The 26,251-nt window shown below is 44.9% G+C and carries 22 protein-coding genes and 4 rRNA genes; 1 reads left to right on the top strand and 25 read right to left on the bottom strand.

All coding sequences use genetic code 11. The annotated features are described in order from the left end of the window. Positions 1–32: 32 nt before the first annotated feature. The 15 genes from sigI to MFMK1_RS15610 form a co-directional block, all read right to left on the bottom strand. Entirely contained in the window at positions 33–743 is a 711-nt protein-coding gene (gene sigI, locus MFMK1_RS15540) for an RNA polymerase sigma-I factor (RefSeq protein ID WP_366922598.1), read from the bottom strand. Positions 744–823: 80 nt separating this feature from the next. Continuing rightward, positions 824–1,048: a DUF2905 domain-containing protein gene (locus MFMK1_RS15545; protein ID WP_366922599.1), complete on the bottom strand. Its 225-nt coding sequence runs from the start codon at positions 1,046–1,048 to the stop codon at positions 824–826. Between the two features lie 16 nt (positions 1,049–1,064). Next, entirely contained in the window at positions 1,065–2,096 is a 1,032-nt protein-coding gene (gene ruvB / locus MFMK1_RS15550) for a Holliday junction branch migration DNA helicase RuvB (protein ID WP_366922600.1), read from the bottom strand. A gap of 11 nt (positions 2,097–2,107) precedes the next feature. Then, complete coding sequence (gene ruvA / locus MFMK1_RS15555; protein WP_366922601.1) at positions 2,108–2,713, bottom strand: Holliday junction branch migration protein RuvA; 606 nt, start codon at positions 2,711–2,713, stop codon at positions 2,108–2,110. Continuing rightward, positions 2,710–3,216: a crossover junction endodeoxyribonuclease RuvC gene (ruvC, locus tag MFMK1_RS15560; RefSeq protein WP_366922602.1), complete on the bottom strand. Its 507-nt coding sequence runs from the start codon at positions 3,214–3,216 to the stop codon at positions 2,710–2,712. Before ruvC ends, ruvA begins: the two co-directional genes overlap by 4 nt. Before the next feature lie 133 nt (positions 3,217–3,349). Then, positions 3,350–3,934, bottom strand: coding sequence for a hypothetical protein (locus MFMK1_RS15565; RefSeq protein ID WP_366922603.1), 585 nt, complete (start codon positions 3,932–3,934; stop codon positions 3,350–3,352). A gap of 129 nt (positions 3,935–4,063) precedes the next feature. Continuing rightward, positions 4,064–4,819, bottom strand: a complete 756-nt coding sequence (locus tag MFMK1_RS15570) for a YebC/PmpR family DNA-binding transcriptional regulator (protein ID WP_366922604.1) — start codon at positions 4,817–4,819, stop codon at positions 4,064–4,066. Between the two features lie 154 nt (positions 4,820–4,973). Further along, positions 4,974–5,690, bottom strand: a complete 717-nt coding sequence (nadE, locus tag MFMK1_RS15575) for an NAD(+) synthase (RefSeq protein ID WP_366922605.1) — start codon at positions 5,688–5,690, stop codon at positions 4,974–4,976. A gap of 189 nt (positions 5,691–5,879) precedes the next feature. Next, a complete protein-coding gene (cysK, locus tag MFMK1_RS15580) occupies positions 5,880–6,803 on the bottom strand; it encodes a cysteine synthase A (RefSeq protein WP_366922606.1) in 924 nt (307 codons plus the stop codon). 100 nt (positions 6,804–6,903) lie between these two features. After that, a complete protein-coding gene (locus tag MFMK1_RS15585) occupies positions 6,904–7,659 on the bottom strand; it encodes an energy-coupling factor ABC transporter ATP-binding protein (protein WP_366922607.1) in 756 nt (251 codons plus the stop codon). Position 7,660: 1 nt separating this feature from the next. Continuing rightward, entirely contained in the window at positions 7,661–8,473 is an 813-nt protein-coding gene (gene cbiQ, locus MFMK1_RS15590) for a cobalt ECF transporter T component CbiQ (protein WP_366922608.1), read from the bottom strand. Between the two features lie 57 nt (positions 8,474–8,530). Continuing rightward, the gene (locus tag MFMK1_RS15595; RefSeq protein ID WP_366924965.1) at positions 8,531–9,589 is read right to left on the bottom strand and encodes an energy-coupling factor ABC transporter permease; all 1,059 of its coding nucleotides are present in this window, start codon (positions 9,587–9,589) and stop codon (positions 8,531–8,533) included. Between the two features lie 153 nt (positions 9,590–9,742). Beyond that, the gene (locus tag MFMK1_RS15600) at positions 9,743–9,928 is read right to left on the bottom strand and encodes a CooT family nickel-binding protein (RefSeq protein WP_366922609.1); all 186 of its coding nucleotides are present in this window, start codon (positions 9,926–9,928) and stop codon (positions 9,743–9,745) included. Continuing rightward, the gene (locus MFMK1_RS15605; protein ID WP_366922610.1) at positions 9,929–10,348 is read right to left on the bottom strand and encodes a DUF3842 family protein; all 420 of its coding nucleotides are present in this window, start codon (positions 10,346–10,348) and stop codon (positions 9,929–9,931) included. Positions 10,349–10,595: 247 nt separating this feature from the next. Beyond that, positions 10,596–11,753 (bottom strand): glycerate kinase, encoded by a 1,158-nt coding sequence (locus MFMK1_RS15610; protein ID WP_366922611.1) that lies wholly within the window; start codon positions 11,751–11,753, stop codon positions 10,596–10,598. A 279-nt stretch (positions 11,754–12,032) separates the two neighbouring features. Here MFMK1_RS15610 and MFMK1_RS15615 point away from each other — a divergent pair, with 279 nt between their 5' ends. Then, a complete protein-coding gene (locus tag MFMK1_RS15615) occupies positions 12,033–13,523 on the top strand; it encodes a transposase (protein ID WP_366922067.1) in 1,491 nt (496 codons plus the stop codon). A gap of 330 nt (positions 13,524–13,853) precedes the next feature. Here the strand turns inward: MFMK1_RS15615 and MFMK1_RS15620 are convergent, their stop codons facing one another. The 10 genes from MFMK1_RS15620 to rrf (MFMK1_RS15665) all read right to left on the bottom strand — a co-directional run bounded on the left by MFMK1_RS15620 (position 13,854) and on the right by rrf (MFMK1_RS15665) (position 26,209). Beyond that, positions 13,854–14,840 (bottom strand): radical SAM protein, encoded by a 987-nt coding sequence (locus tag MFMK1_RS15620; RefSeq protein WP_366922612.1) that lies wholly within the window; start codon positions 14,838–14,840, stop codon positions 13,854–13,856. Then, a complete protein-coding gene (locus MFMK1_RS15625; RefSeq protein WP_366922613.1) occupies positions 14,837–15,895 on the bottom strand; it encodes a radical SAM protein in 1,059 nt (352 codons plus the stop codon). The genes MFMK1_RS15620 and MFMK1_RS15625 overlap by 4 nt, the downstream gene beginning before the upstream one ends. Position 15,896: 1 nt before the next feature. Next, positions 15,897–16,973, bottom strand: coding sequence for an NAD(P)/FAD-dependent oxidoreductase (locus tag MFMK1_RS15630; protein ID WP_366922614.1), 1,077 nt, complete (start codon positions 16,971–16,973; stop codon positions 15,897–15,899). Then, positions 16,970–18,559, bottom strand: a complete 1,590-nt coding sequence (locus MFMK1_RS15635; protein WP_366922615.1) for a lipoyl protein ligase domain-containing protein — start codon at positions 18,557–18,559, stop codon at positions 16,970–16,972. Before MFMK1_RS15635 ends, MFMK1_RS15630 begins: the two co-directional genes overlap by 4 nt. A 311-nt stretch (positions 18,560–18,870) precedes the next feature. After that, positions 18,871–18,985, bottom strand: a 5S ribosomal RNA gene (gene rrf, locus MFMK1_RS15640). Between the two features lie 76 nt (positions 18,986–19,061). After that, positions 19,062–22,567 (bottom strand): 23S ribosomal RNA (locus MFMK1_RS15645). 223 nt (positions 22,568–22,790) lie between these two features. After that, positions 22,791–24,506: ribosomal RNA gene (locus tag MFMK1_RS15650) — 16S ribosomal RNA — on the bottom strand. Between the two features lie 185 nt (positions 24,507–24,691). Next, positions 24,692–24,814 (bottom strand): hypothetical protein, encoded by a 123-nt coding sequence (locus tag MFMK1_RS15655; protein ID WP_366922616.1) that lies wholly within the window; start codon positions 24,812–24,814, stop codon positions 24,692–24,694. A gap of 315 nt (positions 24,815–25,129) precedes the next feature. After that, positions 25,130–25,810, bottom strand: a complete 681-nt coding sequence (locus tag MFMK1_RS15660) for a flavodoxin family protein (RefSeq protein ID WP_366922617.1) — start codon at positions 25,808–25,810, stop codon at positions 25,130–25,132. 284 nt (positions 25,811–26,094) lie between these two features. Then, positions 26,095–26,209: ribosomal RNA gene (gene rrf / locus MFMK1_RS15665) — 5S ribosomal RNA — on the bottom strand. The 16S, 23S and 5S rRNA genes sit together here, the layout of an rRNA operon. Positions 26,210–26,251 lie beyond the last annotated feature (42 nt).

The following is a 26,251-nucleotide window of genomic DNA, read 5'->3' on the forward strand; positions in this document are numbered from 1 at the left end:
AACCTCCCTCTCAGTCTCAATAATTTTTGATTCTAAAGTACCTTTTTTATATATTCTTTCAAATAGTAAAAATCACTTGTCAAAATGATAACCGCAGCTATTATGTATTTTCGCTGACGTTCCAAGGTTTTACGACTGACCTTGGCCCGTGTCGAAAGTTCCTTTAATGGCAAGCTTTTATAAGAATAAAGGTGCTTACGCATATGCTCATTTCTCGCAATAGCAACAGCAACCTCCATCGCTCTTTGCCGAGCAGTTTCATGCTTTGGCGATGCTTTAACCAAGTCATCAAATTTAATGTCAAATGAACTGAGCGTTTGCGTGAACCTTTCAATCTCCTCACGGCGCTCAATCTTTTCCACATCCGCATCGTACTGAGCAGCGGCCGCAACAAATTCGGCGCTGCCGAGAACATTGCCGGGGCCATCATCTATCTGGGAAAAAGGAATGCTCACTCTTTTTTTTTCACTACGATAAAAATCTATCAAGCGTCTTCTAATTACTGTTTGGGCAAAACCAATAAATGAACACCCCTTGCTTTCATCAAAGCTATCTATCGCTTCATTAAATGCTATAAGTGCAATACTTGCCTCATCATCTTCTCCCATATTAATAAACCGTCCAGAAACTTGAGCGGCTGCTTTTAAAATAAACGGACGGTATTTTTCAATTAACTGATTTCGGCATTTCTTATCCCCTTTTTTTGCCTGCATCAGCAAGAAGTAAAATTCCTTTTCCGACAACCCCTCTCACCTCAATCCGTGTCATATTATTCGACTTATTATAAAAAATTCTGGGGGTGTTAAAAGAGCTAAAAAAAATATTACCTGCGAAAAAGCAGGTTAAGAAGAATGGTAAGAATGATACTGATAAGTATGCCGCTCACCAGCGGAAAATAAAATGTGAAATTACCTTTGCGAATGTAAATATCTCCGGGCAGTTTCCCTAAAGGCAGCAATTTACCGCCGAAAATAAGTATCAAACCAATAATACTGATTATGATTCCCAAGCCCAGCAGCATTTTCCCTATTGCCGACATTTCCGGCATGTTTGGTCCCTCCAGACTAGAACTCCAAACTTTTTTGTTCCGTTTTCTCCTTATCGCGGCCAAAATAACTATATGTCCTGTTTGTGGCAATACGACCCCTGGGAGTTCTGCTTATGAAACCCTGCTGCAGTAAAAATGGCTCGTATACGTCTTCCACCGTTCCCGCTTCCTCCCCGATGGTAGCAGCTAACGTTTCTACCCCCACCGGTCCGCCGTCAAAGTTGTCAATTATCGCCAGCAGCATTTTCCTATCCACGCTGTCTAATCCCATGTCATCCACTTCCAGCATCTTCAATGCATCCTGGGCCACTGCTAAGGTAACCTTACCCTGCGCCCGCACCTGGGCGAAGTCACGTACCCGCTTAAGCAGTCTGTTTGCTACCCGTGGCGTGCCACGAGAACGGCGGGCGACTTCCATGGCAGCATCGGGTTCAACCTCAATATCCAAAACAGCAGCAGTCCGGGTGACAATCTCCGCCAAGTCGTTATTATCATAAAATTCAAGTTTGCTAATTATACCAAACCGATCCCGCAAAGGGGATGTCAACAGTCCCGCCCTTGTAGTTGCCCCTACCAAAGTAAAGGAGGGTACATCCAACCGGATAGAACGAGCACTAGGCCCCTTGCCTATGACGATATCCAAACAAAAATCTTCCATAGCCGGATAAAGCACTTCTTCTACGGTGCGATTAAGCCGATGAATTTCATCAATAAACAAGACATCCCCCGTATCTAAGTTGGTAAGGATGGCTGCCAAATCACCGGGGCGTTCAATTGCCGGTCCTGATGTAATACGTATTTGCACATCCATTTCGTTTGCAATAATATTTGCCAGGGTAGTTTTACCCAGTCCCGGAGGCCCGTACAGTAGTACATGGTCTAGGGAATCCCCTCTTTTTTTCGCTGCTTCTATAAAAATAGACATAGTTTCCTTGGCTTTACCCTGACCAATATATTCGTTCAAACTGCGGGGTCGCAGCCCCTGTTCTTCAATATCCTCATCTCTAGGCGCCGGGGATATTATCCTCTCGTCATTATTATAATCCATCCTTCACCCTCCTAAACGGATGCCATTTGCTTAAGTACCAACTTAATAACATGTTCTACCTTGGCGGTCCCATCAAATTCTTTAGTTACCCTGTTAAGGACGGGTAATACTTCACTGCTAGAATAGCCCAATGCCTCCAGCGCAGCAAGCACTTCCCCGAAAATACCGGCACCGCCCATCCCTCCCGCTGGAGAAGCAAACGACGCTAGGCCGCTTTCCTTTGCCAACTTATCTTTTAATTCGATTATCAATCGTTGGGCAGTTTTTTTACCCACCCCCGGCACCTTCGTGATGGCCGCTACATCTTCACCCACCACAGCGTGGGTGAAACGTTCCGCTCCCAAAGCAGATAACACCGCCATTGCGCCTTTGGGGCCGATGCCGGAAACATTCAAAATCATTTTAAAGAGACTTAACTCCTGGATATCCAAAAAACCGAACAACTGAGTCCCATCCTCTTTAAGCACAAAATGGGTGTGCAGTTCCACTGCTGCACCAATACGGCAGCGTTCAAGGCAGCCACCGGGTACATATATTTGGTACCCTAATCCTGTTGTTTCTACAACCAGATTATCCACATTAATCTGTCTGACAACGCCCTTTATAAAAGCAATCATTTTTTCTCTCCCTTTAGGACAGTTTTTTCCAATAGTCGATAAGAATGTGCATGGCAAATGGCAATGGCAAGAGCATCTGCCACATCGTCAGGCTTGGGTATGGTACGAAGGTTTAAAAAGGTTTTAACCATTTGTTGTATTTGACTTTTCTCAGCGCGCCCGTAACCTGCCACAGACTGTTTCACCTGAAGCGGAGTATACTCAAACACAGGGATTCCCCTATCCGCCGCGGCCAACACCAACACACCTCTGGCTTGCCCAACAGCAAGGGCCGTGCGGGTATTTTTATTAAAAAACAGTTGCTCCACAGCATAAGCATCGGGCGGGTATTGATCCAGAATTCCTTTAATATCATTGTATATTTGACATAAACGTTTATCCAAGAAAAGTTTCGAAGACGTGCGGATACAACCGTAGTCTATAACCTTGAATTTGTTGCCGCTGTATGTAATTATGCCGTACCCGGTAATAGCAGTACCCGGGTCAATACCCATAATAATCATCGATACCCTCCCTCAAGGTAATTTCGACAAAGGGTACCGGTATCCTGCCCCGGGGAAATAGTAGCGATCAAAATGCTTTAAAAATAGGTAAGGACCCCGCATATCAAACGGGGTCCCTACCTGATTATTTCTCTTAAAAATATTCTCCTAATGAATACTCATCCAGGGAATCTAAAGTCTCTTTTAGTTTCTTAACATTTTGGAAATCAAGCTCGCCGCGCTCAACCTGCTCCTGCCAGTCGATAGGCAGATTAGCGACCGGTATATCGGTTACTTCGATGATATGTGAATTCACTCCAACCGGACCTTTGAAAACAGCTACAAATTCCCCCACAGCTCCTAGATGTGTCTTATTTTCGTCTTCGGGGCAGAACCCTTCTTGATACTTAGTGATACTAATCTGGTCTCCGTCTTTGTTGACGACCCATCCCTGCTCCCGCGGAAGCAAATCTTTTACTTTCGTTATACTAAGGCCTTCAATATCCATACCCGTCGGCAGACTGCCTAGCACGGTATGCCCACACGCCAGATAATTATAACTAACCGCAACCCCATCGCTGTCCGAAATTTCCAGCTGTGCTACCGGTTTTTGCATTGCGGATGGCAGCGGAAAAGGCAGTCTCTCTAAATTATCGTTTATAGCCAGATAGACCAGAGCAAAGCTTATTAGAGCAGTAATAGCAAAAACAATAACCACATGATAATATTTACGCAGCATGGCAAGTCCTCCCACTTACAAATGCGCATTAGCTACAATACACATTTTAAATAATTATGCCCAAATAGTGGAATTACTATACCTGCCACGATCACCTAAAAAAACCGTGCTCTAAAGCGTGGCCGTGTTTTACAGACTGATTTTTTCCATTAAGTTATCGTCAATATCAAAATTAGCATAGGCATTTTGCACATCATCATGATCTTCCAATATCTCCATTAACTTAAGGAGCTTTTCACCGTCATTCTCATCAGTTACTTTAATAGTGTTGCTCGGTATCATGGTAACCTCCGCCTCGCTGATGCTGAATCCTTGCCCGTCCAGCTGTTCCTTTACCTGGTCTAGGCTTTCGGGGCTGGTGGTGATTTCAACCGTATCCTCTTCAACGAAGACATCCTCTGCCCCACATTCAATAGCTACCAGCATTATCTCCTCACCGTCCATCTCTTCCGTCATATCCACAGTAATGTACCCCTTGCGCTCAAACATCCAAGCCACGCAGCCGCTCTCACCAAGGTTGCCGCCATGTTTGGCAAAAAGATGACGAATTTCCGCAGCAGTACGGTTCCGGTTATCAGTGGCCACATCCATTAAAACAGCCACCCCGGCAGGCCCATATCCTTCGTAATTAATCTCTTCGTAAACTACCCCTTCTATTTCTCCCGTACCTTTTTTTATGGCCCTTTCAATATTGTCATTGGGCATGTTAGCTTCTTTAGCCTTCTGAATTGCCGCTTTAAGACGAGCATTGGCCTCGACATCGCCTCCACCCTGTTTCGCCGCTACAGTTAATTCTTTTGCAATCCGTGTAAAAACCTTTCCTTTTTTCGCGTCCATTCGCGCTTTTTTATGCTTAATATTCGCCCATTTTGAATGACCAGACATATCTATCATCTCCTCAACATTTGGAATAAAAATTAAACGATCGTGAAAGCATAATCGGCCACACCGTGTAATAACTTGACAAAATGGTGTCAGGCACCTTTTTGTCAAGTTATTACTAACACTTCGGCCAAAATCGGCCGCTGTCCACTGTCAACTAGAACTCCGGTACCGGGGGCATATGGCGTTTATGCTCACTGCTTTGGTGTAACCGCCTTGTCACTTCCTTAACCTTGTCTGACCCTTCTCCGGAAATAATGTACTTATCTAACTGCTCATAACTAATCTCCAACTCATCTTCATCTGTCTGCCCCTCCCACAAACCGGCAGTCGGTGGTCTGGTAATAATTCTTTCAGGAACACCAAGCAACTTGGCAAGGTCCCGGACTTGGCTCTTTAATAATCCTCCAATTGGCTCCATATCTACCCCTCCGTCACCATATTTGGTGAAATAACCGGTAAATATCTCACTGCGGTTACCGGTACCGGCGACCAGATAGTTGTGTCTGGCCGCGTAATAATAAAGAGTAGTCATGCGAAGTCGAGGTTTGATATTGGCCTTAGCCAATCTGGTAGTATCGTCAGTATTTAAAGCCGCCAACAGCGTCTGGTAAGTAGTGCTGAGGTCTGTCTCGACAAATTTGATACCCAAAGATTCAGCCAGTTCCCTTGCCAGTCCGGCATCAGCAGGATCGCTTTGACAGGGCATAATTACCCCCAAATTATTGTCCGGAAAAGCCAATTGACACAATGCCGCTACCACCGCTGAATCAATACCGCCTGAAATACCGATTACAGTACCGTCGGCTCCGGCAGCAGAAACTTTTTCTTGTATCCAGGCAACTAGCTGCCCTTTCATTTGTAATAAATCCACGAATTTACCCCCTTTTATTTCATATTTCCGCTAGCGTAACTGCAACGTTAATTTATTGAAATTATATACTTTTGACTGAAATTTAACAACCCTGAGCAGCAGTCCCTGTAAGTAAAAGGCATCGAAAAAGGAACTGCGACTTTAAAACTAAGCCGCAGTTCCCCCTCCTGATATATCTAAAAGTTACTCCTATTCGTCAGCTAGTTTAAATAACTCCGTGGTTAAATAACGTTCGCCTGTATCCGGTGCAATTGCTAAGACTTTCTTACCTTGCCCCATCGTTACCGCTACCTGAATTGCGGCCCATACGGCTGCGCCGCTTGATATACCCACCAAAATGCCCTCTTCCTTTGCCAAACGACGGGCAATTTCCATGGCATCTTCATTGGTAACCTGAACAATTTCATCCACCTGCTCTTGATCCATCACAACGGGAATAAAACCGGCACCAATTCCTTGAATTTTGTGGGGACCGGCACTGCCACCGGATAAAACCGGCGAATCCTTTGGTTCCACAGCAATAATCTTAATGTGTTTTATTTCTTCTTTTAATACTTGACCTGCCCCGGTTACGGTACCCCCGGTTCCTACGCCGGCAACGAATGCGTCTAAGTCGGGAAGTTGCTCAATTACTTCTAGTGCCGTAGTCTTTTGGTGAATTTCGGGGTTCGCTGGATTTTCAAATTGTTGGGGCAAAAAATAGCAATTTTCTTCGGCTAATTGAGTGGCCTTGGCAACTGCGCCTTTCATTCCTTCGCTCCCTGGGGTTAGCACAAATTCAGCACCATATGCGGCCATCAATTTACGGCGTTCAATACTCATAGTATCAGGCATAACCACGAGTAGACGGTAGCCCTTTGCGGCCGCAACCATTGCCAATCCTATGCCGGTATTACCGCTGGTTGGTTCCACAATGGTGGTTCCAGGTTTTAATCTTCCATCCTTTTCCGCTGCTTCAATCATATTTATGCTAATCCTATCTTTAACACTACCCCCGGGATTGAAAGATTCTAACTTTACATAAACCTCAGCGGCATTGTCCGGCGTTAACTTATTAAGTTTAACTACCGGCGTCCGTCCAATAAGATCAGCTATGTTATTAACCACACGCATAATAAGCGCCTCCATTTCCTAGTATTCTTATTTGTTTTACCAGGATTATATCAAAAGACTTTTCGTCTGTCAATCCAACTGTTTTAGTATCCTTTTCAAGTTATCCTTTTATACTGCAGACTGGACATCCCTGCAGGGCTAAAGGAATCTCTAGGCCGCACTCTTCCATTAATTCTGCATTACTGAGCAACTTTTTGGTAAGACCATCGGCTTTTACCTTTCCGTCTTTTAAGACGATGGTCCTTTCACAAAGGTCAAACACCATATCCATGTCATGAGATGTAATTATCTTGGTATGCGAAAAATTGCTAAGAAGTTTTATCAGACGGCGTCTCGATCTAGGGTCAAGGGCAGATGTCGGTTCATCCATGACTAGAATATCAGGATTCATTGCGAGCACTGCAGCAATAGCGGCTGCCCGTTTTTCCCCGCCAGACAGCTTATACGGCGGCCTGTCCTTCAAATGTTTGATGCCAACAGTATCTAATGAACTGTTTACCCTTTTCTCAACTTCTTCTTCAGGCAGCCCATAGTTACGCGGGCCAAAGGCTATATCATCGTGAACAGTGGTCATAAACAGCTGATCATCAGGATTTTGAAACACCATACCTACCCTTTGCCGTATTAGTGGCAGTGTTTTCTTGATTACCGGGACATTGCCAATGCTGACTTCGCCTTCAGCCGGAAACAAAACTCCAACAAGGTGCATCAACAGCGTCGACTTACCAGCACCATTGGCACCAACAATGCCCACCGATTCTCCATGGGTTATTTCAAAACGCACACCGTTTAAAGCTTGCCTTCCATCAGGATATTGATATTTTAAATCATTTATATGAATAATATGATGACTCATTTTATCTCCCCACCCCCATTATTAATGAACCTAACAAGGCCGGCACGTCATAACTTCTTACTAATACAAAATAAAAGCTCCACCCGACTACATAAAGAATATCAACCGCAGCTATTCTCTGCTCCTTGCCGACATAATACGCCCCCGTAAATCCACGGCAGCACATAGAATGGTAGATGTGTTGAGCCCTTTCCAACGTACGGAAAAGCAACTGCCCGATTAACGGTCCCCACTCTTTGTATTTAACACCCTTACCACCAAAGGAACGCAGGGAATGGGCCCGCATCACCCGTATGACCTCCTCTATTAGCACGGAAATGTATCTGTATGTGAGCAGCAGCTGCATGATAAATAATTTAGGTATCCTAAGCATTTGCAGTGCTGAAGCAATTCGGGTCATCCCCGTGGTAGCAATTAAAATCAGTGCAGCCAATATAGTGAAGAATCCCTTGGTCAGCAGCGATAAAAAAGATATCCACCCTCCCGAAATCTGCAGCCAGGGTAAAATAATCATTGGGGCCTTATCAAGCAGCGGATTAAATATCCCAATACCAATTATCAATGGTGACACTAATAACGCCCTCTGCAAAACGGGGACTAATGGGATATCCGCCAAGGTCAACAAAATAACCGGATAAAAAATAAGCGGTAACAACGCGGCAAGCTCGTATTTACCGAAAGACACGGTCACAATCACATAGACCCCTGTAGTCAGCACCTTAATAAGAGGGTGTATATGATGAATAGCTGTTCCCCTTTCCGCCAGCTCGTCAAGCAGCCGAATGTTATATAATGATTTGGTCATGTCCGGCATAACACATCAGATCCCTTCATAAAACTAATGATAGCACTATTTTTCTCCATATTCGAGTTAGAGGTTTTTATTGGTCATCTTTATCTTTTTAATGAAATAGATAACAAAACCCATTAAGCCGGCTAATAATAAAATCATTATACCGCCAAGCAGACCGGGCACCCCCGTTTCGGTCTCCGGTTTTTGGTTTAACTGTCCACTCCCCTGCTTTGCAGTCGTCGCCCCATGTCCATCCTGTTTTTTTACACTGTAGTCCGGAAATATTGCTGTCTTTTCCTGTATAGCTGCCAACACTTGATAAATTCCACCCTGAGCTTCAAATCCTTCTTTTCCTGAAGCTTTGAAAATGGACCACTCCAACCCGTCAGGATGGGTAGAGGCAAAGCCCGATAAGATGCCCGCGGTTATTAGGGTAATGACCGCAATGATTAAGATTACTTTCTTAATTGAAACAACGCCTAGTTTTTTTCCCGCCGCGGCTTTTTCAATGATTTCAGGGCGTTCTCTCCATATATAGCTGACCACGGCAAAAGTAACAAGCCCTTCTACTATTCCAATAGCAAGGTGAATGGGCTGCATTAACATTAGAAATGTATCAAACGGCAACTCTGCTTTACCCGAGAAAACCGTTTGCAGAACCACACTAAGTGAACCCAACTGAAGTCCTATAACTGCAGACAGTACTGCCCCGGTAAATAGACGTCGTACCGAGTATCCCTTTCGGATAATTAATTTATAAATCAGCGGATAGGCAATAAAACAGGTGTAGAAACCGAGATTAAAAATATTACTTCCCAACGCAAGCAAGCCGCCATCCGCAAAAAATAATGCTTGTATGGTAAGAATGGCACCTAAAGTAAGATATCCTGCATAGGGCCCCAGTAAGATAGCCAGCAGCATGCCCCCTCCCAAGTGTCCACTGGAACCGGTAGCGGGAATGGCAAAATTAATCATTTGGGCAGCAAATACAAAAGCACCCATAACCCCCATTAAAGGGATTTTTTTCTCATCTAAATTATCTTGAACCTTTTTTATCGAATAAGCTCCTACCCCTGCAGCAGCTGCCCACATGGTAACACCCACAGCCGGCGAAATCAGTGCATCCGCCATATGCATCATAAATCCCTCCCGCGAAGATTAGTGAAGGTTTACAGTAAATGTAAAAACCACCAAAGCTAATACACCACTTCTGTAGTGTCTCAGCCTTCGTGGCTGTGTTGATGGTTGTTAGTTATAATACGACAAACCTCCGTGTAATCGGATTATAAGCTATTCTTCCAAAATAATTTTGTGATCCACCAGTTCCATTTCTTTAATCTTGGCTTTAATAAACTTACGCTGGCCAAAGATATTCTCTAGCATGAAGCCCCCTTCATGAGGGACTAACTTATCAATTTTTTCCATCAACAATTCTTCCTTGCCGTTTTTTAGCAGATAAGCATTTGCTTCACACATTTATTTCTCCCCCTCAATTAGCTGCTTAAGTCTTTTAACTGCTGCTTCTATCTGATGCGGCAGCGGTTCATCCGCCACACTGACAATTTCCAACCTAGACCTGTTAATGGGCAGCAAAATTTTAGTGGCCTGGGACTCACCAATCGATTGAGACATCTTAGGAGTTAGCTCTCCCAGCATGGCGTTGGCCGCAAGAATCGCCACCGAGCCCATAATTACATCAACTTTTGGCGCAGTATAACAAATAGCATTCTCACCGGTGGCACCTTCATTGGCACCCGCTTTTAGCATTTGTGCAGTTGCCAAGGCATTAGTGCCCAAGGCTATTATCTCCACCCGGTGCACGAAGCTGCTGCGAATCTTTTCAACAATGTGTTTACCGATACCGCCGCCTTGCCCATCAATAACCGCAATTCTCATGATTTGCTCCTTATCTAACAAACATAGTAAGCAACTTATACTTTCTGGTTAATTAAACAAACCATGAGGATGCCCGGCTCCCTGCCGCAACGACCTTCATGGTCCAAGTAACAAATGCAATATTAAAACCTCAACATTTTGCAATCTTCCTGATTGCTCTTGCTTTGATTTTATAACAAATAACCATACAATTCAAGCTAGTCTAATAAATTTATCACAATAAAACATTCTATTCTCTAAAGATAAGTTATTTGCATTCGTTATTATTTAAATTAAGCAGCGCCGTAGTTAATCCCCCTATTTGAGCACCCGTATATATTAGCAATTCCCGGGCAGTGTTCATGCTCTCCAAGCTGGTGATGGGACCTTTACAAATAGAGAATACTGCATCTATTCCCAACACCGGCGCCTCTTTCCACATATCTACACTTCCGGCCACAACAACTACAGGGATGTTTTTTTGTTTGGCCCTGGATGCCAATCCGGCAGCTACCTTTCCCGATGCTGTCTGAGCATCGAACCTTCCTTCACCGGTGACAACCAAATCTACCTTTTCTAATACGCGATTTATCTCTAGCGTGTCCATGACCAGTTCTATTCCCTTTACCAATTGGGCATTAGTAAATGCTATTAATCCAGCGCCCAGACCCCCGGCAGCGCCGGCCCCAGGAACTTCAGCCACATCCTGGCCAAGCTCTGATCTAATCACCTCGGCCCAATGGCGTAAATTAATATCAAGAGATTCAACCAACTCAGGTTCCGCACCTTTTTGAGGAGCATAAATATAGGCTGCTCCTCGCTGCCCGAACAACGGATTGTTCACGTCACAGGCCACCTTGATCTTAGTGTTCTTTAACCCGGGGTGCAGGTTCGATATATCAATGTTGACTGCTTTAGATAATTCTCTGCCGCCATAGCCTAATTCATGCCCATCTAAGTCCCGCACAGATACTCCTAAGGCCTGAGCCATACCCAGACCACCGTCATTGGTGGCACTGCCGCCGATGCCAACGATAATTTCCTGACACCCCTTGTTTATGGCCTCGGCAATTAGCTGCCCTGTACCAAAAGTGGTAGTGACCGCCGGATTTCTCGATGCTTCAGGAACCAACATTAAGCCAGAAGCTGACGCCATTTCTATCACTGCCGTAGTATTATCTCCCAAAATGGCCCATTGCGCCATAATAGTGTCCCCCAACGGACCAATTACTTCCGTTTTTAACTTACGCCCACCGGTGGCACTAACCAATGCATCAACAGTCCCTTCACCACCATCAGCCATCGGCATTGCCAAAACATTAATATCGGGATATTGAGATAATCCCGAAGCTATAGCTTCAGCCACATCAACTGCCGCTAAACAATCCTTAAAAGAATCGGGTGCTACAAGAATGGTCAGTTTCAAAAATGTTCACCCCCACTATAGTATAGTAGTTTCTCGGAAAGTCTCAAGTCAGTTATACCGGGTTACAACAAGCTGGTAATAACTGGTTCACCCCCACTCAACCCAACAACTTCACATAGCAAAAATAAGCGGCATAGCAAGATATGATGAGGTATTGTGACACAATTATCTGTATTTCTAAAAAAACAGTCTAAATGCTACTTGACAAACGTAATTTCGTCCCACAATCGAGATAGAGGTAATTTTTTCCTCTAATCGACTAATGTTGGAGGCGATTTTTTGTTAGGTTATTGGCGTACACATGTCGAGTACCAGGATTGGCTGAAATCTGAACTTGTTTCTTTAACGGTGACGCATGAAGCTAATATTCGTTTTTATGCTCCGCTCATTGAGAAGGTCTATATATTTAACCTTGACCCGGTTAAAAAGGTCATTGCTAAGCTTTATTCTCCTCTGGGAAGACCAGCTAAAAATCAACCTGAACTTCTTAGGGCTTTGGTGGTAATGCTTCATTGCCAGATTCATGACCCTACTAAGTTTGTTGATAAGTTGAGGGCTTCTCCTGTTCTTAGGGCCATTTGCGGGTTTGAAAAGGGCGAAACCCCTGGTGTTGGTACTTTTTATGACTTGTTGGAACGTTTATGGCTTCTAGATAATCCGCAAAAGGCTATCCGAAAACCAAAATCCAAAGGGAGAAAACGTCCTAAGTCTGGGAAAAAGTTACCTGCTAAGCATCCTGGTATTGTTAAAAGATTAGTTGATAGGGCTCTTAAAGGGCAGGTCATTGAGAAAAGGCCAGAAAGTATCTTGCAGAAAATTTTAAAAGAGTGTGCCGTTTTACCATCATCCAAGTTAGGTCTTCTTGGTAATCCCAACAAACTGGCTATTGCCGGTGACGGAGCCCCACTCCTTACCGGTGCCACTCCCTACGGTAAAAGAATCTGTGATTGCCCCTCTAAAGGCATTTACCGCTGCAAGTGCAAACGTGTCTTTACTGACCCGGATGCTAATTGGGGTTGGGATAGTTACCATGACCAATGGTTTTACGGTCACACCCTGTACTCTATTACTTCAGCGGATAGTAAAAATGACCTGCCGCTTTATCTGCGTTTGGTACAGGGGTCTAGAAATGATAGTGTTACTTTTGTTGTTTCTTGGGCTGAATTGCTTCACCTCTATCCTGATTTTAAGTTTTCTAAAGCCCTTTTGGATGCTGCTCATGATGTTTATGATATTTACCGTCTGCTGCATGCTAATGAAACCGAACCTTTTATTGACCTTAACAATAGGGCTAAAGGAAACAATACATTTCCTGGGCCTATTAACGTTGATGAAAATGGTGTCCCTATCTGCCTTGAAGGTTTACCGATGCTTAACTGGGGTTTTAGCAACGATAGATGCCGCATTAAGTGGCGCTGCCCTCATCACAAGGATAGTAGCAAGTGTTCTAAAAAACATGAATGTTCTCCTAGTGCGTACGGCCGGGTGGTTTACACTAAACCCATTTGGGATTTGCGTCTTTTTACGCCAACTCCTCGTAACTCTAAGGCATGGAAACATGTTTATGCTAGACGAACTACCGTAGAGCGCACCTTTAAACGTATACTTGTCGATTACAAAATTGAGTTGGCTAATGCTCGGACTAAAAAACGTTGGTTTTGGCAGGCAACTTTGGCGGCCATTAATCAACACTTGGATGCTCAAGTTGCTGTTGTTAAACCAAATATTTTAGAAAAGATTGGCTTAGAAACCTTCTCTAAATCGGCTTAAACCTACACTCTTAATTTCATCCTACCCTAGTTATTGGCTGGTCTATTAACTCTAAGGACACCGGCTTAGTTTTCTATTGCCTTTTTTCCACCAAGCTAACCTTCTTTGCTTACCTTTGCTATGTGAAGTTGTCAAAGAGCTATCTTCTTGGGAAAACCTTTTCTTGTTCCCGATTTATTTACCTAGTTTCCGAGATGCTACGTATAATAAAATAAAATCAGTTTACAAACACATTACAACAAAAAAGATCCCACAACATTGCAAATGGTATATAGTGCCATTATCTAACCGGTTGCAATATCATGTGTCTCCGTCTTTAGCCAACTAGTCCTACAGCAGGCTGCAACATAAAGGACTAAAGTATGAATGTAAGTTTCTATCCTTAGCCAAGGATACAGTTTCATCAGCAGGATAGGCTATTGCGTTAACACCTGCATTAAGAGCAAGTCTTTCAATAATTTCTTTATGCTTAGGCGGCTTGGCACATCCTAACATTATTTTAGCCTTAGGGCTTAAAATACGGGCAAGTGCTATTATTTTTCCCACCTCACCTAACTGTGGAGGTTCTATGCTGGACATAGGTGTATTAGGCAGTGGGTTTAATACTACAAGGACAATTGTCTGAGCATTGGAGTTGGTCACTTGATATAACGCCTCCAATTCACCTAAAACGCGGCCATAATCCAATCCAATGACAATATGCGGTGCAATGTTTAATCCTGCCTCAACCATTATCCTTAACGCATTTCCAAAATACTCCGGAGTCTTATCTAAATGATAAACTTTTTGAGCCGTCTTTCTATCTCCAATCACGTCAGTTAATACCTGATCCACTTCACATTCTTTTAAAATACGTGCAGTTTCTTCTGAAATCAATCCTGTATGGACAATTACCTTTAGGCCCATCCGCTTCAATTCCTTAATCCCAGAAGCCACATATTTTAGTGGAACCTCACCGTTAGCGTCTGCTCCTCCACTAATCAGCATGCCTTTACAGCCTTTTTTTACGAAGCTTTCACCCAAACTGATTAACTCATTTGAGCTTTCTGCCGAGTGCATGGATTTTAAAAGATTACCCTTGCAGTGTTCACAGCGCAAGGCACATTTGTCCCCCGTAACGGAAACATTAATAAATGTATTACTATCGTTTTTGTAATTCTCTATTTCATAATATTTTGGACTTGGTGCCGCAAAGGCAATAGTGTTCACATGATATTTTACCCTGGTCTTCCATGCCTTTTCCATTAAATCCTCTAAAGAATTTTGATAGTCAGCATTTAACTTATCACGTGATACCATTATTTTATGTGAACTCATTTTACGCCCCGCCATAGCTGTTTTCTTATTAAGATTAAATCCTTACTGGTTGGCATAAAAGGAAAATTTCTAATAGGCCGAGATGGGCGCTCGTTACCGTAAGGCCTATTGCACGCCACTTTGCCGTCTTTTCCGGCACAACCAGAAGTCATAAAGGCTTCTCCATCCTCAAGAAATCGTTCCAAATTTTGCCCAAAATCGGTTAACTGTCCATCCTTACTAAACTGCATATTATCCGCCTGACCCAAGTGGTTGTTGATTATATACCTGGCCAGTTGAATGCGGCGGTAGTGTCCCAAATCCGGCTGAGGCCAGTTCTCCATCTTACTCCCTGCTTCGGGGAAAAAACTAAATAAGTGTGTTGTGGCACCTAAATCATGTGCTCTTTGGATGGTATTTACCATTTCCTTCTCCGTTTCCCCCAATCCTACGACTAAGTGCACACCCGCTTTGTAACGCCCAAATACAGTTACTGACTCTGCTACAGCATCCCAAAATCTCCTCCAGCGATGGGGGCCCGATACCTTTTCACCACGTAATTTATCAAACAGTTCGTTGGTAGCTGCGTCTACAGCTATTCCGCACATATCGGCGCCAGCTTCCTTTATCCTGCCTAAATCCCCTTTTTCCATTACTGTAGGAGAAACCAGCGTACTTATCAATAGATCGGTTTCTTCTCTAAACCGGTTGATTATTGAGATACTATCCTCTACAGCCTTTTTATGGGTTATCATTCCTACACAAACCCGCTGCAGATTATGTTGTTTTCCATTTACAGCATCAATTATTTCATCCACCGCATAGGTAGGCCAGCTGACACGAATAAAGGTTTTACTTTCACTGATATTCCTGCTCCTTGCTAGACCGCAATAACTGCAGTCTGCGGCACATTTATTATCGTACGTTACTAACAGATTAAGACCTTTTAGGGTGGCGTTGCGATAAAATAATCCCCTCTCAAATCCTAAAGTTAAACCTGCTGCCAAGCTGGTTTGTGCGTAATGCGGACTTTGCAATTTTCCATTATCAATTATGTTAGCTGTTACGTTACTCACCTTAAAAACCCCTTTCTTGTTTCTTTAATCCATATCCCGGAAAAGCAACCCATGTTTTTTTGATAACCCCTGTAAGAGTATCTAAATCATTGCTCCAATTTGCTTCCTGGTATTTTCTATTTGCCACGGCCAACCTTAAACTATTGCCAAAAAGGTCCTCCACATCTTCCTTATAAGTATTAAGGCAGCTATAGTCCCCGGCAGCCAGCGCATCGGCAGCAGCAGCACCTGCCATCTTGCCGCTAATCACAGCGTTACTGATACCGGCACCTGTGATAGGATGAGTTAGCCCTGCAGCATCACCGACTAACAGCATATTATCTTTTACCAAGTGTTTCACTAGACCACCCACAGGTATTTGGCCACCTGTATAGCTTAACGGTGATTCAATATTAAAAAGGCGAATTAACTCCTGCCAGCCTTTCCTAACCGAATCACCTCCTTGGTTAATCATTCCCAACCCCACATTGGCAGTATTTCCTTTGGGAAAGAACCAGGCATAGCCGCCATAAATTAGATGGTGAAAAAACACTTGGGTATTTAATTGTTCCTGTTTAAGCACCACTTCAGCTTGCAAGGCATTAACCATGGGAGGCTTTTTAGCACCTATAGCCTTTCTCACAATTGAATTGGGACCATCGGCACCAATAATTACTTTAGTTTTAAAGACTACGGTTCTATTACCTCGAAAAGCAACCACTTCATTATTGTTGGTTTTCAGGGCTTTGGTACCGATATATAAAACAGCGCCTGCTTTAACTGCTTGTGCAGCTAATTGTTTGTCAAACAGGAATCGGTGAACAACATATCCGGGGGCAGAGGTAACCTCCCTGCTTTCATCCGGCAAATAGGTCTCCATATGCTCTATTTTTTGGGCTATTGAACAAGCTGGTATATCACAGTAGCTATTTAAAAAACGTGGAATAAACTCAGCACACCTGACAGGTATTCCGATACGTTTTCTTTTTTCTAAAAGAGCTGTTGAAAAACCGCGATCTGCCAGCTCCTTGGCCGCTGAAGCCCCCGCCGGACCAGCACCAATAACAACCGCATCGTACTGTTTTATAGACGCTCTCATTGGCCACCACCAATTTCATTATTATCAAGCATTCCTGCCTTTAAATCAACAATTTGTTTTAGCAAATCCAACTTTAACTCTGTCTGATTTTCAAACCTGCCCTCTTTTGCCTCCTTTTCTTTACCCAAGTCGTAGCAAGTAGAATTTTCTACATCCACCAGCACCCCGGGCAGGCCAATACGTTCAAAATCATCCTTATGTTTGGCATAAAAAGCATCACAACAAGTTCCTACAAAAGATGGAACTCCTTCTTTTTTAAGATTAGTAAGAGTTTCCTCCAACATTTCGTAATTTTGAATAGTAACAGGCCGCAAACCATAATCGAAGGCAAGTTTAAAAGCAGGGCCGACGGTACATCTGCCGCACTGAACGCATCCCTCCTTGAAGCGATAATTGCAGCTTGTTTTTTTTGCACAATAAGGCAACAGCAGCACAGTTGCGTTATTAACCTGCTCAAACTGTCCCCCCACTGTATAAACAGAATTAATGTCCTCCATTCTAATTCCGTAATTTAGTAAGTCTTTCTTTTTAACAGCATCCCATATGGCAATGCCAAAATCTTTGGGCGTCAGGCCAGGAATGTTCACTCGTTTTTCTACAAAAAATCTTTTAATGATCGCTAATATTTGATTGAAATCAGCCGGGACATCCCGCAGTAAATTTTCTAGATCAAAAATAGAGTTTTTCGGGTAGACAAAAAAGTCCCCGGTGATTAAAATGGCCTGAATTCTTTCTGTATACCCGTCTAAGATAACAGAAGTTCTAATAAGACCACCTTCATTTTTGTATAGGGATTTTAGTTCCTGACGCTGTCTACGTGAGCGGCGAATGTTATCTACCCATTGTGAAGAAAGAAACTTAGGCAGAGTCTTAATAAGAAGCTCCTCCTCTTTTTGTAACAAAGGCCCTTCTGTAAATGTAACACCCAATTCATGAGCAAATCCCTGGACAATAGCCGCCTTTATATCCCTAACAGCCGGAACATAGCCCAATTCCCATTTAAGGCAGGTAACTCTTTCTTTTACTGACTCTATTTCTTTATCCTTTAATTTTTCAGTGGGTATTCTTAGAGCTCTTAGCATTGTATCAACATCAAAATCCACTAAAAGAGTTCCCTGGAATAAAAAGGCGTTATCCAATTCAGTTCCCCCAGTACCGGAAATCTTTCGATGATTAATTTCAATGTCATTCCTATATCTAAATTTAGCCTGCAGCCCAAATTGACTCAACGCAAATATTACTGCGTTGCAGAGTTTCTTATATAATTCTTCAATGTCTGTAGGGATAGCGGGATGATTCTTATTAGCAAATATTTCCCAACCCAGCTGGGTTTCATCCCAATAAAGTCCCCCGCCGCCAGTAATACGTCGATTAATATCGATGCCATTATCTCTGCAGTACTCAATCCTGATTTCCTGCTCTACACTTTGGTGATAACCGACTAAAGTACAATGTGGGCTAAACTGTAAAAACCTAAGGGTATTAGGTGCCCAACCCCTCCCCTTAGCTGTTAATACCACTTCATCCAATGCCATATTCTCTGCAGCAGTTCTTACTCCAGTATCAAGCAAACGCCAATTTTCCATTTCAAGCACCCCTCGCCTATTATACTATATTTTATATTCACATTAAACATTGTTAGCATAAAAAATGGATGCCTATTAAATGGCACCCATTCTAAAAAAAATATAGACTTTTAAGCAGCGTTAATATCCACAACCTTCGAACTTCCTAGTTTCTTCCTCTTGATTGTAGCATTTAACCGGGTTCGTTCCAATCCTGCATCGTCGCGAAAGGCCCAATCACTATTACCTTCCCGTTCATGGACTCCACCTTAGAGATAGCGGCCATGCCTCGCAAACAAAAAAAGAGCCAAAAAGGCTCTTAAAAATTAAATTTGTGGCAACGGCCTACTCTCCCGGGGCAAAAGCCCGAGTACCATCGGCGCTGGAGGACTTAACTTCCGTGTTCGGAATGGGAACGGGTGTGTCCCCTCCGCTATGGTCACCACAAACTTGTAAACTTGTATAAAAAGTTCTCTCAAAACAGCACAGTAAAGGAAGGATCCAAACCTAAGGATGTGAATGTGAGGTCAAACCCTCGACCTATTAGTACCAGTCAGCTAAAGATATCACTATCTGTACACTCCTGGCCTATCAACCTGATCATCTTTCAGGGGTCTTACTGGATTAACTCCATGGGAAACCTCATCTTGAGGGGGGCTTCGTGCTTAGATGCTTTCAGCGCTTATCCCTGCCAGACTTAGCTACCCAGCTATGCCGTTGGCACGACAACTGGTACACCATCGGTCTGTCCATCCCGGTCCTCTCGTACTAGGGACAGCTCCTCTCAAGTTTCCTGCGCCTGCGACGGATAGGGACCGAACTGTCTCACGACGTTCTGAACCCAGCTCGCGTACCGCTTTAATGGGCGAACAGCCCAACCCTTGGGACCTACTTCAGCCCCAGGATGCGATGAGCCGACATCGAGGTGCCAAACCTCCCCGTCGATATGGACTCTTGGGGGAGATAAGCCTGTTATCCCCGGGGTAGCTTTTATCCGTTGAGCGACGGCCCTTCCACTCGGTACCGCCGGATCACTAAGCCCGACTTTCGTCCCTGCTCGAGATGTCTCTCTCGCAGTCAAGCTCGTTTCTGCCTTTACACTCTTCGAATGATTTCCAACCATTCTGAACGAACCTTTGGGCGCCTCCGTTACTCTTTGGGAGGCGACCGCCCCAGTCAAACTGCCCACCTGACACTGTCCCCACACCAGTTTATGGTGCCAGGTTAGAATTCCAACACATCAAGGGTGGTATCCCACCAGCGACTCCAGATACACTGGCGCATATCCTTCTAAGTCTCCCACCTATCCTGTACATCATGTGCCAAAACCCAATATCAGGTTACAGTAAAGCTCCACGGGGTCTTTCCGTCCTGTCGCAGGTAACCGGCATCTTTACCGGTACTACAATTTCACCGAGTCCCTCGTTGAGACAGCGTCCAGATCGTTACGCCTTTCGTGCGGGTCGGAACTTACCCGACAAGGAATTTCGCTACCTTAGGACCGTTATAGTTACGGCCGCCGTTTACCGGGGCTTCAGCTCAGTGCTTCGCCCAAGGGCTAACACGTCCCCTTAACCTTCCGGCACCGGGCAGGCGTCAGCATCTATACTTCAGCTTTCGCTTTAGCAGACACCTGTGTTTTTGCTAAACAGTCGCCTGGACCATTTCTCTGCGACCTCTTCGTGCTTAGAAAGTTAATTCGTCACACTACTGAGGTACCCCTTATCCCGAAGTTACGGGGTCATTTTGCCGAGTTCCTTAACGAGGGTTCTCTCGCGCGCCTTAGGATCCTCACCCCGCCTACCTGTGTCGGTTTACGGTACGGGCACCTGTTGTCCTCGTTAGTGGCTTTTCTTGACAGTGTGGGCTCGGCAAGTTCGCTACTTGAATTTCGCTCCCCATCACCTCTCAGGCTTCTCGATGTGCGGATTTGCCTACACATCACCCTACGGGCTTGGACGCACACAACCAACGGTGCGCTTTACTTACCCTACTGTGTCACCACTTCCTCAAACGGCCACCAGGTGGCATCGGAATCTCAACCGATTGTCCATCGCCTACGCCTTTAGGCCTCGGCTTAGGTCCCGGCTTACCCTGGGCGGACGAACCTTCCCCAGGAAACCTTAGGCTTTCGGCGAAGAGGATTCTCACCTCTTTTATCGCTACTCATGCCAGCATTCTCACTTCTGTACGCTCCACTGCTCCTTACGGTACAGCTTCGCTGCATACAGAACGCTCCCCTACCCCCAATCGAAGTGCGAAGTTCGAATTTCGATGTGCGATTTACTTCCACGTTTGTATAAGTTTATACAACTGCCTTCCGACATGGTCGTAAGCTTCATTAAGTTCTTCATATGCTCCTTTTTCTAGATACTCTAAATCTCTGAGCATTTCTAGCAATACTTGAATCTCATTGCAAGAACCTAATGCGTTTCTTAAAAAGTGCTTGAACTCTTTATTTGAGTCCTTACGTCCATATCCTTCTGCTATATTTAACGGTATGGATATGGCTGCTCTTCTTAATTGACTTCCTAACTCATACAGTTCGTGTCTTGGTAAAAGGCTTAGGCTTAATTTGTTTACCGTAATACTTAATTGGTAAGCTTTCTGATATACCTTGAGGTCTCGAAAGCTTTTTATCAATTTCCTAAACCTCCATTCTCACACCTCGAACTTCCAACTTCACACCTCGACTGAGCCGAAGCTTCGGTGACGGACTTTAGCCCCGTTACATTTTCGGCGCAGAGCCACTTGACCAGTGAGCTATTACGCACTCTTTAAATGGTGGCTGCTTCTAAGCCAACATCCTGGTTGTCTCTGCAATTCTACATCCTTCTCCACTTAGTCCGTACTTTGGGACCTTAGCTGTCGGTCTGGGCTGTTTCCCTCTCGACTATGAACCTTATCACCCATAGTCTGACTCCCTGGCATCAATTTGTGGCATTCGGAGTTTGAAAAGGTTCGGTAACCTGGTAGGGCCCCTAGCCTTTTCAGTGCTCTACCTCCACAAATCTAACCAGAGGCTAGCCCTAAAGCTATTTCGGGGAGAACCAGCTATCTCCGGGTTCGATTGGCATTTCACCCCTACCCACAGGTCATCCACCAACTTTTCAACGTTGGTTGGTTCGGGCCTCCACGAAACATTACTTCCGCTTCACCCTGCCCATGGGTAGATCACCCGGTTTCGGGTCTACGTCAATAGACTAATTCGCCCTATTCAGACTCGCTTTCGCTTCGGCTCCGTACCTTATGGTACTTAACCTCGCCTATTAACGTAACTCGCTGGCCCGTTCTACAAAAAGTACGCCATCACACTTTTAACGTGCTCTGACTGCTTGTAAGCATACGGTTTCAGGTTCTATTTCACTCCCCTCCCGGGGTGCTTTTCACCTTTCCCTCACGGTACTCTTCTCTATCGGTCGCTAAGGAGTATTTAGCCTTGGGGGGTGGTCCCCCCGGATTCCCACGAGGTTTCACGTGTCTCGTGGTACTTGGGATGCTCTCTCACATTCAAAAACTTTCGCCTACAGGACTATTACCTCCTATGGTGGGCCTTTCCAGACCTCTTCGGCTAGTTCTTTCCTGCTAAATGAGAGTCCCGCAACCCCCGTTGGGATGTGAGAAGTGGGATGTTGGAGGTGCGATTATTCTGCAGTCCTTTTTGACCCTTTTAGGGCCTTCTCTTTTGGGCCTTTTGACCCCAAAGATCTGCAAAAGCTCTCACTTCTCGCTTCTCACCTCTCACCTCCCAACGGGTTTAGGCTGTTTCCCGTTCGCTCGCCGCTACTAGGAAAATCGAGTTTTCTTTCTCTTCCTCGGGGTACTTAGATGTTTCAGTTCCCCCGGTTCGCCCCGCTATGCCTATATATTCAGCATAGGGTGACAGAGGTTTGCTCTGCCGGGTTTCCCCATTCGGACATCTCCGGATCTACACTCGCTTGCAGCTCCCCGGAGCTTTTCGCAGCTTACCACGTCCTTCTTCGCCTCTTAGCGCCTAGGCATCCACCGTATGCCCTTCGTAGCTTGACCTTCTTACTTTACTTCTTCGCCTTAGGTTTTTGGATCCTAAAACAACTCAATTCTTACTCAATGAATTGTTTCTTTTCCTTTACTGTGCAGTTTTCAAAGAACTTTTCTTCCCTTTGTTAAAAGAAACTTCTTGACTCTTAATTCAAGAAGTCCTTCAAAACTAAACAGCGGATTTTCTCTCTTAAAGCCTAAATCGACCTAGGAGTATTTCTTTTCTCCTTAGAAAGGAGGTGATCCAGCCGCACCTTCCGATACGGCTACCTTGTTACGACTTCACCCCAATCACTAGCCCCACCTTCGGCGGCTCCATCCTTCTCGAAGTTCGAGGTCCGACTTTCGAGGTGCGATTTCTCCTGTCTTCCTTTAGGGTCTCTTGGGTCTTCTCTTGCTTTTTTCTTTTCTTTATCCTTGACCCTCAAGACCAGCTTGAACTCGCACTTCTCACTTCGAACTTCCAACTTCGAGAAGGTTAGGTCACCGACTTCGGGTGTTGCCAGCTTTCGTGGTGTGACGGGCGGTGTGTACAAGGCCCGGGAACGTATTCACCGCAGTATGCTGACCTGCGATTACTAGCGATTCCGACTTCATGCAGGCGAGTTTCAGCCTGCAATCCGAACTAAGAACTGCTTTTTGGGATTGGCTCCACCTCGCGGCTTCGCTACCCTCTGTACAGTCCATTGTAGCACGTGTGTAGCCCAGGACATAAGGGGCATGATGATTTGACGTCATCCCCACCTTCCTCCGGTTTGTCACCGGCAGTCTACTTAGAGTGCCCAACTTAATGATGGCAACTAAGTACAGGGGTTGCGCTCGTTGCGGGACTTAACCCAACATCTCACGACACGAGCTGACGACAACCATGCACCACCTGTCTCTCCGTCCCCGAAGGGAACTCCCTATCTCTAGGGATAGCGGAGGATGTCAAGCCCTGGTAAGGTTCTTCGCGTTGCGTCGAATTAAACCACATGCTCCACCGCTTGTGCGGGCCCCCGTCAATTCCTTTGAGTTTCAGTCTTGCGACCGTACTCCCCAGGCGGGGTACTTAATGCGTTAGCTGCGGCACTGAAGGGGTCGATACCTCCAACACCTAGTACCCATCGTTTACGGCGTGGACTACCAGGGTATCTAATCCTGTTCGCTCCCCACGCTTTCGCGCCTCAGCGTCAGGGTCAGGCCAGCAAGTCGCCTTCGCCACTGGTGTTCCTCCTAATATCTACGCATTTCACCGCTACACTAGGAATTCCACTTGCCTCTCCTGCCCTCAAGCCAACCAGTTTCCAGTGCCAATCCTGGGTTGAGCCCAGGTATTTCACACTAGACTTGATCGGCCGCCTACACGCCCTTTACGCCCAGTAATTCCGGACAACGCTTGCCCCCTACGTGTTACCGCGGCTGCTGGCACGTAGTTAGCCGGGGCTTCCTCCTCGGGTACCGTCACCTTACACGCTATTGACGTGCAAGACTTCTTCCCCAATGACAGAGCTTTACGACCCGAAGGCCTTCGTCGCTCACGCGGCGTTGCTGCGTCAGGGTTTCCCCCATTGCGCAATATTCCCCACTGCTGCCTCCCGTAGGAGTCTGGGCCGTGTCTCAGTCCCAGTGTGGCCGTTCACCCTCTCAGGCCGGCTATCCATCGTCGCCTTGGTAGGCCGTTACCCTGCCAACTAGCTAATGGAACGCGGGCTCATCCTTTAGCGGGAGCACTAAGGCCTCCTTTACTCAAAATATCATGCGATATCTTGAATGTATCCGGTATTAGCAGCTGTTTCCACCTGTTATCCCGGTCTAAAGGGCAGATTGCCCACGCGTTACTCACCCGTCCGCCACTATCCGTCCCCGTAAGTCTACCGAAGTGTCTTTACGGTTAGAACCGTTCGACTTGCATGTGTTAAGCACGCCGCCAGCGTTCGTCCTGAGCCAGGATCAAACTCTCCTGTTAATTATCTTAAGCTCATTTGAGCTTAATTATCTTAACTTGAAGTTCTCTCCGGCTCCTCTTTGCTTTATTTTCTTACAAAAAGGGTCCGCTTAAATCTTTTGCCTCGGTACTTCAAACGCTTATCACGCTTGGTTGCCGCTGCTTCAAAATTTAGGCTTTAAAACTTTCTTTCCGCTGTTCAGTTTTCAAAGACCTCTCTCGCCGCCGCTTTCGGCGACAAATACTATCCTATCATATTTCTTCCCGCGTTTCAACTGGTATTTTCTACCTCGTCTCTCCGCTTCTTCCGCCGCCTCTAAAAGCGACAAAATCTATCCTATCATCTCTCGCCTTACTTTGCAACTGGTAGTTTTTGCCTCGTCTTCTTTCGACTTACTACTGCATCGAGCGACAAGCATTATATTATCATACTTCGAAATACATTGCAACTGGTATATAATGCCAGTTGCTAACTGGCAATACTATCTTAAAGAAGAAAGAAGAAGGTCAAGCTGCGAAGTAAGCTTATATGACATCCTAAACAAAAATCAGCTTGAGGAACGACTTTTAAACCCGGTTCTCATTTTTTGGACTAGGCGACGATTGGTTGATGGTTTTATGTCAATGCCTGAAAACCCTATATATTAAATATCTGGCTGATTGGCAGAAAAGCGATTTGCTAACGCTTTACCTAACCTGGTAAGCTGCTTAGTAATATCCTTTCCTGGTTGTAATTTGTGCGGGTATTGATTACATAAGCTAGGAGTTGTCTTATCGTTTATTATAGTTGGTAATTCATATATATCAGCTAATCCTCCTACTTCGCAATTCTCTCCATAACCACATGTAAAGCAGGCATACTCCCCTTGTACCTCTATGCTATCTATAAGTTTAATTCTTGCGTCTTCAAAAAACACTCTAATATCTTGTAACACTTCACGCGAGTCACCATCTCCACTTACTCCTACAATAATTCCTGGTGTACCTGCTAAAGGGAACTGCGCATTATGACGAGTGCTAAAACAAATTCTCTCCCAGAATACTCGAGCTTTTCCATTTGCCCCATTCCAATACTCCGGGGCTCCAAATACTATTCCATCTGCTTGCTGCATAATATCACAAATTTCATTTAACTGGTCATCTTTAACACATTGATACGTTGTTACACACCCGTTACAAGCATTACAAGTTAGCAGCTCAAAACTAGACAAAGAGATAAAATCATAGGGTAATTGGCTGGCCTCAAGTATCTTCTTTACCGCTTTATCTGTAATTCCACCCTCTCTTCCAGAGCTAATTCCTACAATCTTTTTACTTTTACCCATTATATTCTCCCCTAACTAATACTATTATTTTCGAACTTCCTAGTTTCTTCCTCTTAATTGTAGCATTAAAGCGGATGAACCGCCTGCCGCATCAGATAGAAGCAGCAGTTAAAAGACTTAAGCAGCTGATTGAGGGGAGGAAATAAATACCGGGTTCGTTCCAATCCTGCATCGTCGCGGAAGGCCCAATCACTATTACCTTCCCGTTCATGGACTCCACCTTAGAGATAGCGGCCATGCCTCGCAAACAAAAAAAGAGCCAAAAAGGCTCTTAAAAATTAAATTTGTGGCAACGGCCTACTCTCCCGGGGCAAAAGCCCGAGTACCATCGGCGCTGGAGGACTTAACTTCCGTGTTCGGAATGGGAACGGGTGTGTCCCCTCCGCTATGGTCACCACAAACTTGTAAACTTGTATAAAAAGTTCTCTCAAAACAGCACAG

The organism is Metallumcola ferriviriculae, from assembly GCF_035573695.1.
Taxonomy (GTDB): domain Bacteria; phylum Bacillota; class JADQBR01; order JADQBR01; family JADQBR01; genus Metallumcola; species Metallumcola ferriviriculae.

Excerpts from the sequence above, each read along its gene's own strand:
- MFMK1_RS15630 (WP_366922614.1), bottom strand. The coding sequence starts at position 16,973 with ATGAGAGCGTCTATAAAACAGTACGATGCGGTTGTTATTGGTGCTGGT.
- MFMK1_RS15635 (WP_366922615.1), bottom strand. The coding sequence starts at position 18,559 with ATGGAAAATTGGCGTTTGCTTGATACTGGAGTAAGAACTGCTGCAGAG.
- MFMK1_RS15545 (WP_366922599.1), bottom strand. The coding sequence starts at position 1,048 with ATGCCGGAAATGTCGGCAATAGGGAAAATGCTGCTGGGCTTGGGAATC.
- MFMK1_RS15565 (WP_366922603.1), bottom strand. The coding sequence starts at position 3,934 with ATGCTGCGTAAATATTATCATGTGGTTATTGTTTTTGCTATTACTGCT.
- cysK (WP_366922606.1), bottom strand. The coding sequence starts at position 6,803 with ATGCGTGTGGTTAATAACATAGCTGATCTTATTGGACGGACGCCGGTA.
- ruvA (WP_366922601.1), bottom strand. The coding sequence starts at position 2,713 with ATGATTGCTTTTATAAAGGGCGTTGTCAGACAGATTAATGTGGATAAT.
- MFMK1_RS15660 (WP_366922617.1), bottom strand. The coding sequence starts at position 25,810 with ATGGGTAAAAGTAAAAAGATTGTAGGAATTAGCTCTGGAAGAGAGGGT.
- ruvC (WP_366922602.1), bottom strand. The coding sequence starts at position 3,216 with ATGATTATTATGGGTATTGACCCGGGTACTGCTATTACCGGGTACGGC.
- MFMK1_RS15605 (WP_366922610.1), bottom strand. The coding sequence starts at position 10,348 with ATGAGAATTGCGGTTATTGATGGGCAAGGCGGCGGTATCGGTAAACAC.
- MFMK1_RS15585 (WP_366922607.1), bottom strand. The coding sequence starts at position 7,659 with ATGAGTCATCATATTATTCATATAAATGATTTAAAATATCAATATCCT.
- MFMK1_RS15600 (WP_366922609.1), bottom strand. The coding sequence starts at position 9,928 with ATGTGTGAAGCAAATGCTTATCTGCTAAAAAACGGCAAGGAAGAATTG.
- MFMK1_RS15595 (WP_366924965.1), bottom strand. The coding sequence starts at position 9,589 with ATGCATATGGCGGATGCACTGATTTCGCCGGCTGTGGGTGTTACCATG.
- cbiQ (WP_366922608.1), bottom strand. The coding sequence starts at position 8,473 with ATGCCGGACATGACCAAATCATTATATAACATTCGGCTGCTTGACGAG.
- MFMK1_RS15620 (WP_366922612.1), bottom strand. The coding sequence starts at position 14,840 with ATGAGTTCACATAAAATAATGGTATCACGTGATAAGTTAAATGCTGAC.
- ruvB (WP_366922600.1), bottom strand. The coding sequence starts at position 2,096 with ATGGATTATAATAATGACGAGAGGATAATATCCCCGGCGCCTAGAGAT.
- MFMK1_RS15570 (WP_366922604.1), bottom strand. The coding sequence starts at position 4,819 with ATGTCTGGTCATTCAAAATGGGCGAATATTAAGCATAAAAAAGCGCGA.